We start from the raw sequence: 13,167 nt of genomic DNA, 5'->3' as shown, positions 1-13,167 counted from the left end.
GCCCGCGTACGCCGGTCACCGGACCGCCGCCGCCCCGACGGCCTGCCGCACGCCCTCCGTGGAAGGGTGCGGCGGGATGGGCAGTTGGGCCCGGAGGACGAAGCGGTCGTCGTCGGTACGGCCGGTGGTGAGTTCGCCGTGCAGCGCCGCCACCCGTTCGCCGACGCCCACCAGGCCGTAGCCGCGTGGCGCGGCGGGCGAAGTGAGCCGCGGCGGGCAGCCGTTGGCGGCGCGGATCTCCACCCGGGAGCGTGAGCGCCGCACCGTCACCGTGAGGTCGACCGGTTCGCCGGGGGCATGCTTACGGGCGTTGGTCAGGGCCTCCTGGACGATGCGGTGCACGGCCAGCCGTACGGCGGCGGGCAGCGCCGCCAGCTCTCCGGCAACGTCCACGCCACCCCGCACCCGCGTCCCCGCCGCCTCCGACTCGGCGATCAGCGACGGCAGGTCGTCCACGGTCGGCCCGAGCGGCGCGGGCCCCTCGTGATCCCGGAGCGCGCCCAGCAGGTCCCGCAGGTCGTCCAGGGCGTGGGCGCTGGTGTCACGCAGCAGGCCGAGCCGTTCCCGTACCGCCTCGGGCACCTCCGCGCCGCGCCGCTGGAGCACACCGGTGTGCAGCACGAGCAGGCTCAGCCGGTGGGCGAGAACGTCGTGCATCTCGCGGGCGATCCGGGCGCGTTCGGCGAGCCGTACTTGCTCGTCGCGCAGCCGGTTCGCGGCCTCCAGGTGGTCGAGCTGGCGGGCCAGCGAGCGGGCGAGCCGCCGATGGCTGCGCGCCGCGAGGCCGAAGGCCAGCGGGACCGTCACGACCGCGCACGGCAGATAGCTGACCTGGGGCATGTCCACCAGCGCGCGGAACGGCCCGTAGGCGGCGGGCACGAAGGCGAGAGCGGTGAGCCCGATCGCGACCGGCGCGGGGCGCCGCACCGTGACGCGGTACAGCGCGATCAGTACGGGCCAGAGCTGGCTCTCCAGCAGGAACCCGGCCAGGGCCAGTGCCGCGACGGGTACCGGCAGCCGTCGGCACAGCGGCAGCGCGGCACACAGCCCGGCGGCGATCAGCGCGCTCGCCGCCGCGCCGTCGACGAGTCCCGCGTCGGCCGTCAGGCCGTCGTACACCGCCTTGTACGACACGAACACGAACGCCGCGGCCCGCAACAGCCGGCAGTGCAGCAGCGTCGTCACACGATCGCGCGGGAGGGCGTCCGTTCCAGTCATCCGCCCATCGTAGGGAGCGGATCCGCCCCGCACATTCGACGAAAGTCGGTGCCGCCGGGCCGTCTTACGACGGATGTGAGGGGTGGCGGGATGCCGAAGAGTCGACGGCGGCAGGCGACGAACACACGCACCTGCGGAACCTACAGAGGAGGACTGCCGTGAACGGCAGAACAGGATCCGGGCCGCCGAGCCGGCGCACCGTGCTGGGCGGCGCGGCGGCGGCGACCGCGGCGGCGGGACTGGCGTTCGGAGCACCGGGAGTGAGCGCCGCGGGGACCGCGACCACCGGACCCGCCAAGGGCAAGGGCGGCGGTGGCGGCCGGTACGAGGGCAGGACCGTCCTCGTCACCGGCGCGACGTCGGGCATCGGCCGGGCGGCGGCCGTCGCGTTCGCCGCCGAGGGGGCCAAGGTCGGTTTCTGCGGTCGCCGGGAGCGCCTCGGTAAGGAGGTCGAGCGCAGGATCCGGTCGGCGGGGGGTGAGGCGACGTTCATCAGGGCCGATGTGCGTCGCCCCGCCGAGGTGAAGTCCTTCGTGGACCGGGTGGTGGACCGGTACGACGGCCTGGACATCGCGCTCAACAACGCGGGGATCCAGAAGCCGTTCACCGATCTGCACGAGGTGACGGTCGAGGACTTCGACGACGTCGCGCTCACCAACACACGTGGTGTGTTCCTGGCGTTGAAGTACCAGATCCCCCATATGCGGGCGCGCGGCGGCGGCGTCATCATCGTGACCGGCTCGTCCAACCAGTTCATGACCCGGTCCGGGCTGGGCAGTTACACGTCGAGCAAGGGCGGTGTGACGGGTCTCGTCCAGGCGTCGGCCATCGAGAACGGCACGCACGGGATCCGTGTCGTGGCGCTGGCCCCCGGAATGACCGACACCCCGATGCTGGACGTCCACCGTCCCGACGGGCTGACGGACGAGGAGTGGGCCGCGACGAAGGCCGAGTTCGGCAGGCAGGGGATCGACGCGCTGAAGCGCATGGCGACGCCGGAGGAGATGGCGAGCGCCGCACTGGGCCTGGCCTCCCCGGACTTCGCCTTCCAGACGGGCTCGGTGGTCCTGGTCGACGGGGGTCAGCTCGCGGGAATCTGACCCCCAGGGGGCGGCAGCCGCCGAGGAGCGCGGGCCGGGTAACGGACGGAGGCGGGTTGCGCGGCACGGGGGGGGGGGGGGGCGGGGGGGCCCCGCCCACCCGGCCCTCGGGATCGTCCCGGCGGCCCCCCCCCACGACCGTGGAGAGCACGGACGGCAGGGTGTGCCAGTCCGACGAGACGATGCTCGCGTGCCGCCCCGCCAACAGCGTGACGCGGTCGCGCGCCTGCGTCTCCGTCGGGCTCGTGGCGTCGATGGCGGGCGCCACCGCGTGCGCGTCGGTCATGACGACCAGGTAGTGCCGCTCGTCGTACCAGGCGGCGTCGAAACCCGCGGCGGCGTAGGTGGACGCCGAGCCGTCGAAGACGACGAACCACGGCCGGAGCGAGGCGTCCGTGTACCGGGTACGGGGGTCGGGCGCGGTGGCGCCGAGCACGGCGGGGAAGGCCGCCGCCTCGCCGAGCCGGCCGGCGGCGGCCAGGTCGCGCAGGTGGATGGCGTACTCGCGGTCGGTCCACAGGGTGTCGAGCGGGTTCTGCTGCTCCACGGTGCCGGGGATCAGCTCGAAGATGAACTTGCCCGCGAGCGCGGAGCGCGCCGGCCAGCCGCGTTCCTGGACGGCGCTGTCGAGGTTCGCGCTGCCGCCCGCGAGGTCGGCGGGCCGGTAGAGGGCGTCGCCGAGCGTGGAGCCGAGGAGCGCGTCGAGTTGGGCGGGGCCGCGTCCGGCGTTGCCCTGGAAGCCGTCCTTCAGCTCGACCTTGACGAGGATGGGCCGGTGGCCGGGGTTGGCGTCGTGCCAGGCTTTCATGTCCTTGAGGCAGCCGGGCAGCCCCTGGTCGCGTGCCTTGGTTCGCAGTTCACCGGCGTTGGCGGCGTTCACGCAGTTGCTGTTGCTGCCGAGCGGGTTGCTGTGCGAGACCCGCCACGACGCGCCGAACACATTGGTCCACACGTCGAGTTCGAGCATCCCGGCACCGGAGTCCAGCGCGTCGGCGAAGTACGGGAAGGTCGTCTTCTCGTACGCGTTGTGGACCCCGACCCCGGTGGAAGAGGAGTACGGCAGTTGTTCGTCGGCGACGGCGGTGCCCGCCTGGCTGACCGCGCCCACCAGCGCCAACGCCCCGGCCGCGCTCGCGGCCACTGTCGTACGCATAAGTCTTCCCATGTTCCCGGCCTTCCCGTCATACGAGTGAAGTGACAGGAACGGTAGGCCAGTTGAGTGACGTACGGGAGGACAGAGGCTTACGCGGACCGGCACCGTTCGCAGTACGGCGCGAACAGACGCACCGGTGGCCGAATCCACGGCGCCCGCCCCTACGCCGTGGGCCGGGGCGGCGCCGACTGACGGCCCATCAGTTCCGCCAGGCCCCGCCGGGTCGCGGCCAGCACGACGCGGTCCTGGGCGCGCAGCACATAGCCGGGGTGCAGGTCCCAGACCAGGCCGGCGGTCCGGTCCTCGTCGTGGTCGCGGCGGGTGTCGGCGAGATCCGGCAGCCGGTCCCCCGGCGCCGCCGTGTCCAGCGCGATGATCCGCCAGGCGCCCGGTCTGAACACCTCGGCGACGGTACGCCCTTGGAGTCTCGGATGTCCGGCCACGTCGATCGCCGCGACCAGCAGCACCTTGCGCTCGACCGGGATCGCGCCAAGGATCTGACGCCCCATCATGGCGATGGCGAAGGCCGGCGCGGCGAGCGTGGAGACACTGCGGCTGCGGGTGAGTGCCCGGGGGTGGGCCGCGCGCAGCGTCCGGTAGACGGCGGTGGCGAACTCGTCGTCGTACAGCCGCAGGGCGACCCGAAGGTCCGGCTTGACGGACCGCGCGTACAGGGCCGCTTCGAGGTTGGTGACGTCAACGCTGGTGAGCGCGAGAAGGGCGTGTGCCCGGTGCACCTTGGCCGCCTCCAGGACGCCCTCCTGCGTCACGTCGCCGACCACCGTCGGCACGCGCAGGCTCCGCGCGAGGGCGATGCCTCGGGCCTCGGGGTCCTCCTCCACGCACACGACGGGTATGTCGAGTTCGCGCAGCCGTACCAGCACCCTGCTCCCGATCTTGCCGAGGCCGAGCAGCACGATGTGACCGGACAGACCGCGGGGCGGTCGGCGCAGGGCCGACGCGTTGCGGAAGGTACCGAGCGCTTCGAGTACGGCGGCGAGCAGCACCGGCAGCAGCAGCAACCCGGCCACCCCGGAGAGGAGTTGGATGATCTGGCGGTCCAGGTCCGCACCGGTGGCCGGGTCCCCGATGGCGAAGAGGTCGAGCAGGACGATGTACGTCGCGTGCAGCGGGTGGTCGTCGGTGGTGATCGCAGAGGCGACGGCCAGGGCCAGTACGGCGACGGCGATCCCGGCGAACGACCAGCGCAGCCGCCGGGAGAAGAGCGAGCCGAGCGGCGCCCCGCGCCCCGTGGTCCGGCGGCGTGACAGCGGCTCGCCCTCGTGGGAGACGGCCTCCAGGACCACGGTGCCCCGGCCGGTGGCCGCCGCCGTGCTGGCGTCGTCGGGCAGCAGCCGGGGGCCGTCGTGGCCGCTGCTGTCCGAACCCTCGGCGCCCGCCGGGTCGTTGGTCGTCGACGACAGCAGGGCGAGCGTGCACAGTCCGGGGTCGGCGACCTCGCCGGGACCGGGCGGGTTGCGCTCCACGGCCCGCAGCATCAGCCCGTCGGCGCGGACGATCTTGCTGGTGCCGGCGACGGCGGTGGCGGCCAGCGCGGGTGCGGCGGTGTCGGCGTCCGAGAGCACGGTGGTGGACGCGTCGAGCGCGGCGACGTCCAGGCCGGGGACGGCGACGGCCGCCGCCTGGTCGAGCAGGTCTTCGAGGTGTTGGCCGAGTTTGCGGTTGTAGAGCCGGATGACGAGGCGCAGTTGGGGATTGAGGCGCCGCGCGGCGAGAGCTGTCCTGATGTTGACCTCGTCGTCGTCGTGGACGAGCGCGAGCGCCGCCGCGTCGGCCACCCCCGCCTCCACCAGGACCTCGGTGTCGAGTTCCGGCGTCTCGATGAGCTGCGGGAGTGCGAGGTCGCCGGGCCGGCCTTCCGGGCCGCCGGTGGCGGGGCCGTACGTCCGGGCCATGACCGCCGACATCCGGCCGATGAGGGCGGACGCCCTGCCACGGCCGGTGAGCGGCGCGGGGTCCCTGCGTTCCGCGCGTACGGGCGGGACGACGAGGGTGACCTGTTCCCCGTAGACCTCACGCAGTTCACCGGCCAGCCGGTGGCCGAGCGCGTCGTCGCCACACACGATCATGTGGCCGGGTTGCGAGCCGTGTTGTACCTGGGACGGAAGTTGCGGCAGTGACGTCACAGGCCCAGTGTGCCCAACGGAACGTCAGAAAAGGCAAGTTCCGGCCGGTCAGCGCGCTGGGCCCGGTCCGGCGGTCGTCCGCGCCCGCCGGAACAAGGCCCGGCTCCGCTCAGCGCCGGACGGCCCGCAGGACCACGAACTTCGGATCGCTCGCCATGACGTCGCAGTTGCCGAACAGCCGCCGCAGCTTGGTGTGGTAGCCGAGATGCCTGTTGCCGACGACCCACAGCTCGCCGCCGGGGCGCAGCGCCTCACGCGACCCGGTGAACATCCGGAAGGCCGTCGCGTCGGTCGTCGCCTGATGGCTGTGGAACGGCGGGTTGTTGAGTACGAGATCGGCTGACCCGGCCGCCACGGTGGCCATACCGTCGCCGACGACGAACTCCACCGGACTGTCCGTGTCGACGTTCTTGGCGTACGTCGCCTCGGCGGACGCCACGGCCGAGAAGGACTCGTCGATGAAGGTCAGCCGGGCCTCCGGATTGGCCACGGCGACGGCCGTGCCGACCACGCCGTTGCCGCAGCCGAGGTCGACGACATGCTCCCGGCCACGACGCTCGGGCAGATTGCGCAGGAAGAATCTCGTACCGATGTCGAGGCGTTCGGCGCAGAAGATGCCGGCGTGGTTGGTCACGGTCAGGCCGGAGGCGCTGCCGGCGCCCTCGGGCACGGTGTACGAGATCGGCCAGGGACCCGCCGCCGCGCGGGTGCGGTCACCGGCGCGGGCACGGTCGGCGAAGGGCGCGCAGAAGATCAGGCGCGCCTTCTTCACGGCGAGCGAGGTCCGGGTGGGGCCGAGGATCTGCTCGAAGAGTCTCAGCGTGGAGGTGTGGATCTCGGTGACCTTGCCGGTGCCGACGACGACGGTCCCCGGATGGACGGCGGGCGCCAGCCGGTGCAGCTGGTCCTCCAGCAGGGACAGGCTCTTGGGCACGCGGATCAGCAGGACGTCGATCCGCTCGGGCGGTGTGTCCCGTACCGACAGGAGGCGTACAGCGTCGGTGTCGACGCCGTTGCGCAGCAGATTGGCGCGGGTCGCCCCCTGGGCGAGGTACGAGTCGGTGATCTGTACGGGGCGGTGCGGGGCCAGCGCGGTGGCGAGCGCGCCCCACCGGTCGCCGACGACCACCACGCTGCCGGACAGATCGACGCCGCTGCCGGCGCCGCCGGAGGCTTCGGCCTCGTCCTCGGCATCGTCCTCGGCATCGGCGAGATGCCGCAGCAGATACTCGTCGGCCGCGTCCCAGGCCCGGAGCGTGTCACGGGGCTGCTCGGGAAAGCGGGCAAGGTCGAGATCGCCCCAGGGCGTCGTCAAACGGTTCATCGTCCACTCAGGCTAACCGAGCGATCAGGCAGCCCTTTCGGCGGTGCGACCCGCTGAACTGCCGTTCAGCCGTCCCGGTCCGTACGGTCCCGGTCCCGCGCCGCCTGTTCCTTGGCCATTTCGCGGGCCCGCTGGAGCGCGGCCCTGGCCTGGCGCACGGTCAGTACGGCGGCGAACTCGGACCGCGCGATGTCGAGGACGACATCGGCGTCGGCGGGCGGTTGCGGGTGGTTGCGTAACGCGATGTCGGCGGCGGCCAGCGCGAGGATGTCGTCGTCGGGCGACGCGTCGGGCTGGGACATGGTGCGCATGACCTGGTGCCAGAGCCCGCTCATACCCTCACGCTCCCTCGTCCGCCCGTACGGCACCGTCTCCCGGTCCGGTGGGATGGCCGATCGTGGCGAGCACGTGCTGGATCAGCTCGTCGGCCACGACCTCGCGCGGCACCGCTCCGCCGCTGCGGGCCCAGTGCGCGATCAGTTCGTTGATGGCGCCGATCAGGGCCACCATCGCCAGGGTGTAGTCACGCGGCACCGCCTCGCCGCGTCCGACGGCGCGGTCCGCCTCGCCGGTCAGGAAGTCCGACCACAGGCTGCGCCAGACCACCCGGTGGTCCTCCACGGCGCGGTTCACCCCGATCACCTCGACGAAGGCGACCTGCGTGGCCGCGAGGTCGGCGGTCACCGCGCCGACGTACGCGCGCACCATCGCGGTCACCCGGGTCCTGGTGTCGGCGGCGTCGATGCCGGGACCGTCGAGGGCCGCGAGCGTCGCCTCCATGCCGGCCCGCGCGACCTGGTTGTGCAGCGCGATCAGCAGGGCCTCACGCCCTTCGAACTCCTGGTAGAAGGCACGGATCGAGACATGCGCCGTGGCGCAGATCCGCTCGATCGACGTGCCCACGTAGCCGCGGGTCGTGAAGAGGTCGGTCGCCGTCGTCAGCAGCCGCTCACGGCGCAGCGCCTTGCGGGCCGGTCCGGTACCGAATGCCGCTCCGTCAAGACCGCCCGCGCCGCCCGTGCCGTCGATACCGTCCGTGCCGTCCGTGCCGTCCGTGCCGTCCACGGGATCACTTGCCGATTCCATTCGCTCTCCCCGAATCACACCGTGCCCGAATCACGCCACGCGCCCGTGGCGGAGTCACCGGTAAGAGTGCTTACCGAGCATGGCACGCCCTATGCGCCCGCCGGTCGGGTTTCGGTGAATTCCGCTTCAGTCACTGCGGTTCCGACCCGCCCGTCACACCTACCCCACCGGCCACAGGGCCGGGGCGGTAGCCCGAGTGCCCGCCCCGTAACCCGTGTGGCGGCAGCGGCGGGCCCCCGGAGTGCGCTGACAATTCATCACTTCTAGCGTCGGGAGCGCTGTGTGGTGCGTTCGGCATTTCCCGCCGTGGCACCTGCGGCGTACACGGGACGATCACGAGTGGGAGATGCGATGCGGCGCACGATAGGTACGGCCTCGGCGGCGGTCGCGGGCGCCGCGGCTCTCATTCTCGGGGCGGGGGCGCCCGCCTTCGCGGGTGACGAGGCCGAATACGATTACAGCGTCTCCCCCGAGGCGATCGAACCGGGCGGCGAGGTGACGGTCAGGACCGCCGGCTGCCAGGTGCCCACCGTGACGGTGTCGTCCGGAGTCTTCGAGACCGTCACCCTCAACGAGGGTGAGTCGAAGTCGGCGAGGATCTTCGACGACGTGAAGCCGGAGGCCGAGTACGAGATCACCTTCGACTGCGACGGGGTGATCCGCTCGCTGCCCCTGATGATCAAGCCGGGGAAGCCGGGCAAGCCCGGAAAGCCCGAGAATCCCGGCAAACCGCCGCACTCGGCGGAGCCGCCGGAGCCGTGGAAGCCGTCCCGGCCGGAGCACCCGGAGCACCCGGAGCAGCGGCCTCACGAGCCCCACGAGGACGGCGCGCACAAGGGTGTGAAGGCCGGTGTCGGCGGCAGCACCGACGGCGGGCCGAACACGGCGGGCCTGGCGGTCGGAGCGGCGGTGATCGCGGTCGCCCTCGGCGGCGGTGTCCGGCTCGCCCGCAACCGGCCGGAGAACGGTTCCCGATGACGGAGACGGAACGGCTCCGCGCCTCCCGCTGGTCGACGGTCGTACTGCTCCTGCTCGTCGGCATCTTCGTGGTGCGGCTCAGCAGCGAGGGCGGGCTCGTGCTCCCGCCGCAGCCGGCGGGGGCCGGCCCCGTCGCGGCCGACGCCGATCCGGACGCCGGTACGGGCGCGGGCCCCGTCCCGATGCCGCGCCCGGCGGGAGCGGCCGCGAAGGCCGCGCCTCCGCTGCCGCGCTCCACCGCGACGCGGATCCGAATCCCCTCGGTGCGCGTCGACGCGCCCCTGACGCGGGTGACGCTGGACGCGGACGGCTGGATCGACGCGCCGCCGCCCACCAGACCGGACCTCGCGGGCCACTTCCGGGGGTCGGTGACGCCCGGCGAGCAGGGCACCTCGGTGATCGTCGGTCATGTCGACACCGGTCAAGGCCCCGCCGTCTTCTACGACTTGGGCCGGCTCACCAAGGACAGCCGCGTCGAGGTGACCCGCGCGGACGGCACCACGGCCGTGTTCACCGTCTACGGCGTCGAAGGCTTCACCAAGCGGAACTTCCCCGCCAAGAACGTCTACCGCGCGACGGGCGCGCCGGAACTGCGCCTGATCACCTGCGGCGGCGCCTTCACCGAGAAGACGGGGTACCAGGGCAACGTGGTCGCCTTCGCGCGGCTCACCGAGACCCGCAAGGCGGCCTGAGCGGCGGCGACGCGGCAAATCCTGTTGCGGTACGGGCGGCGACCCCGCTGAAGTGGGCGGATGGACACTGAAGCCGTACTCACGCTGTTCGACCGCCAGATGCGCAGAGAGGCCCCGGCCGACGGCCCCGGGGTCGTGGTCGAACGGGTCGGCGCCGTGGTCCGCCAGACGGCCAGCGCCGGCGGATCCGGCGCGGGCGAGGTCACGAACGGGATCGCGGCCGAGGTCGCGGACGGCGGCTGGAACGGCGTCCTCTGGTCGGAGCTGGACACGGACTCGGCGGATGCCGCGATCGCCGAGCAGGTGCGTCATTTCACCTCCCTGGGCCTTGAGTTCGAGTGGAAGGTCTACTCCCACGACGGTCCCCACGACCTCGCCCGCCGCCTGGAGGCGGCCGGGTTCACGCCGGAGCCTCCGGAGACGCTGATGATCGCCGAGGCCGCGGCCCTGCCGGGCGATGTCGCGCTCCCCGACGGAGTGCGGTTGATCGCGGTCACCGACGCGGCGGGCGTGGAGCTGATGGCCGAGGTCCACGAGCAGGCTTTCGGTACGGACCGCTCACACACCCGCGAACGGCTGCTGGCCCAACTCGCCGCCGCCCCGGGGGACGTGGCGGCGGCGGTCGCCATGGCCGGTGACGTACCGGTGAGCGCGGCGCGGATGGAGCTGCCGACCGGCACGGAGTTCGCCGGGCTCTGGGGCGGCGGCACCGTCCCCGCCTGGCGCGGCCGGGGTCTCTACCGCGCGCTGGTCTCCTTCCGTACCCGTCTGGCCGCCGAGCGGGGCTACCGCTACATGCAGGTCGACGCGTCGAGCCAGAGCCGCCCCATTCTGCGGCGGCTGGGCTTCGAGGAGCTGAGTACGACCACGCCGTACGTCCACACGCCCGGCTGAACGGGCGCGCCCCGACCGGCCGAGCGACCGGGCGCCCGGCATTCTCGTCCCGGGCGCACGCCGGGGACGCGGGCGCGTATACCCCGGTGGGAGTAGCCGCCGGGTGAAGAACCGGAAAATATTCCCCGATCGCCGATCGGAAAATTCACCGACGACTCGCTCGATTTTTCGCGGCGCCGACCGGGATCGCCAAGACGTCCCGTACTCGGCCGCATGCACCGTGCTACTGTAGACACCAGTTGCAGTTGTGGTTCCCGAAGACTTCAAGTGCTCTCGCTGACTTTATGTGTCGGTGGGCGCGCTTTTGTATTTCCGGTGCTTTTCCGGACGGGGTAATCATTTAAGGCGACGCGGGGTTCGCACAGTGCGAGCCCCCGGGCAGCATTGCCCTGAAGGAGATCAAAATGGCTAGTGGCACCGTCAAGTGGTTCAACGCGGAAAAGGGTTTCGGCTTCATCGAGCAGGACGGCGGCGGCGCTGACGTCTTCGCCCACTACTCGAACATCGCCGCCCAGGGCTTCCGTGAGCTGCAGGAGGGCCAGAAGGTGAACTTCGACGTCACGCAGGGCCAGAAGGGCCCGCAGGCGGAGAACATCGTTCCCGCCTGACGCTGAGGCGTAAGACGTAGCTGGGGCCCGCACCTTGCGATGCGGGCCCTGGCTACGTTGCTTTTTCTCCGGGGCCCGCCCGGTGCGCGTGACACATCGAAGTGTGGCGCGGGACCAGGTTTCTCCTCGCTGTCCTGACGGCCGGCCGACACATCTCCACCGATGTCGGCCCCGCACCGGACTGCCGGGCCCCCGTACTCCTGGCGACCTGGTCGCCTACGCTCGGTCGATTCCGAGTATTTCCACGTGCCGGTTCCGGCGTTTCACGCCCCGGCGCGGTTCTGTTTTTGTTTTCCCCCGGCTCGTTCTTGCGATTCTTTGCGCGGTCATTCTGCCCAAGAGTTCCTCGATACGTGCCGCATCGAGAGAGGTTCAGCATGAACCGCACACCTCGCACGAACGACCGTTACTCACGTACCCGCTCCGGCGGCCCCGGCGCCTCCGGCGGTGGCGGCAGCCGCTTCCGCCCGCAGTCGTCGGGCTCGGGCCGTTCGGGTTCCTCCGGCCGGTCGGGTGGCGGCTACGGCCGTCGTCCCGCCGCCGTGCACGGTGAATTCGCCCTGCCGGTCACCATCACTCCCGCCCTGCCCGCCGTGGCGACCTTCGCCGAGCTGGACATGCCGTCGCCGGTGATGACCGCGCTCACCGGCCTCGGCATGAGCGAGCCGTTCCCGATCCAGGCGGCGACGCTGCCGAACTCGCTCGCGGGACGCGACGTCCTCGGCCGCGGCCGCACCGGCTCCGGCAAGACCCTCGCCTTCGGCCTGGCCCTTCTCGTCCGCACCGCCGGACAGCGTGCCCAGCCGAAGCAGCCGCTGGCGCTCGTTCTCGTACCCACCCGTGAGCTGGCCCAGCAGGTCACCGACGCGCTCACCCCGTACGCCCGTTCGCTGAAGCTGCGGCTCACCACCGTCGTCGGCGGTATGTCGATCGGCCGGCAGGCCGGCGCGCTGCGCGGCGGCGCCGAGGTCGTCGTCGCGACCCCGGGGCGGCTCAAGGACCTCATCGAGCGCGGCGACTGCCGGCTGGACCGGGTCGCCATCACCGTCCTCGACGAGGCCGACCAGATGGCCGACATGGGCTTCATGCCGCAGGTCACCGAACTGCTCGACCAGGTACGGCCCGAGGGCCAGCGGATGCTGTTCTCGGCGACGCTGGACCGCAATGTGGACCTGCTGGTCCGCCGTTACCTGAACGACCCGGTGGTCCACTCCGTCGACGCGGCCGTCGGCACGGTCACCACGATGGAACACCACGTCCTGCATGTGCAGAACGCCGACAAGTACGCGACCACCACGGAGATCGCGGCGCGTGACGGCCGGGTGCTGATGTTCCTGGACACCAAGCACGCCGTCGACCGGCTGACCGAGCACCTGCTGAACAGTGGCGTACGCGCCGCCGCGCTGCACGGTGGGAAGTCCCAGCCGCAGCGCACCCGGACGCTCGCCCGGTTCAAGACGGGTCATGTCACGGTGCTCGTGGCGACGAACGTCGCGGCGCGCGGCATTCACATCGACAATCTCGACCTCGTCGTGAACGTCGACCCGCCCAGCGACCACAAGGACTATCTGCACCGTGGCGGGCGTACCGCGCGCGCCGGGGAGTCGGGCAGCGTCGTCACGCTCGTCCTGCCCAACCAGCGTCGCGACATGACGCGTCTGATGGCCGACGCGGGCATCGTCCCCCAGGTCGCGCAGGTCCGCTCCGGCGAGGCCGAGCTGAGCCGGATCACCGGGGCGCAGGCGCCCTCGGGCGTCCCCGTGGTCATCTCCACGCCCGTCTCGGAGCGCGCCAAGGGCGGTTCGGGCAGCCGTGGCCGCAGCCGTCCGGCCCAGGGCCGCAGGTCGTCGGGTTCGGGTGCCTCGCAGAGCCGGTCCGGCGGCGCGCGCCAGTCGTCGTCGCGCAGCTGGTCCGCGTAAGCGTCCGGGGGCCGCACAGGTCCTCGTAGGGCACATACGAAGTGGGCC

Annotated in this window: 11 protein-coding genes and 1 pseudogene; 6 read left to right on the top strand and 6 right to left on the bottom strand. The window is 72.0% G+C overall.

Translation table 11 applies throughout. The features are described 5' to 3' along the window. Nucleotides 1-15: 15 nt before the first annotated feature. Entirely contained in the window at nucleotides 16-1,218 is a 1,203-nt protein-coding gene (locus tag ACFUN8_RS25770) for a sensor histidine kinase (RefSeq protein WP_383642045.1), read from the bottom strand. Between the two features lie 158 nt (nucleotides 1,219-1,376). On the opposite strand from ACFUN8_RS25770, the gene ACFUN8_RS25765 reads away from it, so the two are divergent. Then, entirely contained in the window at nucleotides 1,377-2,318 is a 942-nt protein-coding gene (locus ACFUN8_RS25765) for an SDR family NAD(P)-dependent oxidoreductase (protein ID WP_383642042.1), read from the top strand. A gap of 124 nt (nucleotides 2,319-2,442) precedes the next feature. Here the strand turns inward: ACFUN8_RS25765 and ACFUN8_RS25760 are convergent. The 5 genes and pseudogenes from ACFUN8_RS25760 to ACFUN8_RS25740 all read right to left on the bottom strand — a co-directional run. Continuing rightward, a pseudogene (locus tag ACFUN8_RS25760) lies at nucleotides 2,443-3,483 on the bottom strand (phosphatidylinositol-specific phospholipase C domain-containing protein); the annotation flags it as partial. Nucleotides 3,484-3,632: 149 nt separating this feature from the next. Beyond that, nucleotides 3,633-5,561 (bottom strand): NAD-binding protein, encoded by a 1,929-nt coding sequence (locus ACFUN8_RS25755; protein WP_383642039.1) that lies wholly within the window; start codon nucleotides 5,559-5,561, stop codon nucleotides 3,633-3,635. Nucleotides 5,562-5,727: 166 nt separating this feature from the next. Continuing rightward, nucleotides 5,728-6,942: a methyltransferase gene (locus tag ACFUN8_RS25750; RefSeq protein WP_383642037.1), complete on the bottom strand. Its 1,215-nt coding sequence runs from the start codon at nucleotides 6,940-6,942 to the stop codon at nucleotides 5,728-5,730. 65 nt (nucleotides 6,943-7,007) lie between these two features. Further along, nucleotides 7,008-7,277: a hypothetical protein gene (locus tag ACFUN8_RS25745; protein WP_383642034.1), complete on the bottom strand. Its 270-nt coding sequence runs from the start codon at nucleotides 7,275-7,277 to the stop codon at nucleotides 7,008-7,010. 4 nt (nucleotides 7,278-7,281) lie between these two features. Then, nucleotides 7,282-8,028, bottom strand: a complete 747-nt coding sequence (locus ACFUN8_RS25740) for a TetR/AcrR family transcriptional regulator (RefSeq protein ID WP_383642031.1) — start codon at nucleotides 8,026-8,028, stop codon at nucleotides 7,282-7,284. 351 nt (nucleotides 8,029-8,379) lie between these two features. Between ACFUN8_RS25740 and ACFUN8_RS25735 the strand changes: the two genes are divergently transcribed. The 5 genes from ACFUN8_RS25735 (at nucleotide 8,380) to ACFUN8_RS25715 (ending at nucleotide 13,119) form a co-directional block, all read left to right on the top strand. After that, complete coding sequence (locus tag ACFUN8_RS25735; RefSeq protein WP_383642029.1) at nucleotides 8,380-9,006, top strand: hypothetical protein; 627 nt, start codon at nucleotides 8,380-8,382, stop codon at nucleotides 9,004-9,006. Then, nucleotides 9,003-9,698, top strand: coding sequence for a class F sortase (locus ACFUN8_RS25730; protein WP_383642026.1), 696 nt, complete (start codon nucleotides 9,003-9,005; stop codon nucleotides 9,696-9,698). Before ACFUN8_RS25735 ends, ACFUN8_RS25730 begins: the two co-directional genes overlap by 4 nt. Nucleotides 9,699-9,758: 60 nt before the next feature. Then, nucleotides 9,759-10,592 carry a GNAT family N-acetyltransferase gene (locus ACFUN8_RS25725; protein WP_383642023.1) on the top strand — a complete coding sequence of 278 codons (834 nt, stop codon included), beginning with the start codon at nucleotides 9,759-9,761 and terminating at the stop codon, nucleotides 10,590-10,592. Between the two features lie 404 nt (nucleotides 10,593-10,996). After that, nucleotides 10,997-11,200 (top strand): cold-shock protein, encoded by a 204-nt coding sequence (locus tag ACFUN8_RS25720; protein WP_014061102.1) that lies wholly within the window; start codon nucleotides 10,997-10,999, stop codon nucleotides 11,198-11,200. Nucleotides 11,201-11,577: 377 nt separating this feature from the next. Further along, entirely contained in the window at nucleotides 11,578-13,119 is a 1,542-nt protein-coding gene (locus tag ACFUN8_RS25715; RefSeq protein ID WP_383642019.1) for a DEAD/DEAH box helicase, read from the top strand. Nucleotides 13,120-13,167 lie beyond the last annotated feature (48 nt).

Source organism: Streptomyces sp. NPDC057307, assembly GCF_042667665.1.
Taxonomy (GTDB): domain Bacteria; phylum Actinomycetota; class Actinomycetes; order Streptomycetales; family Streptomycetaceae; genus Streptomyces.
This window is presented reverse-complemented; position numbering and strand designations above follow the sequence as displayed.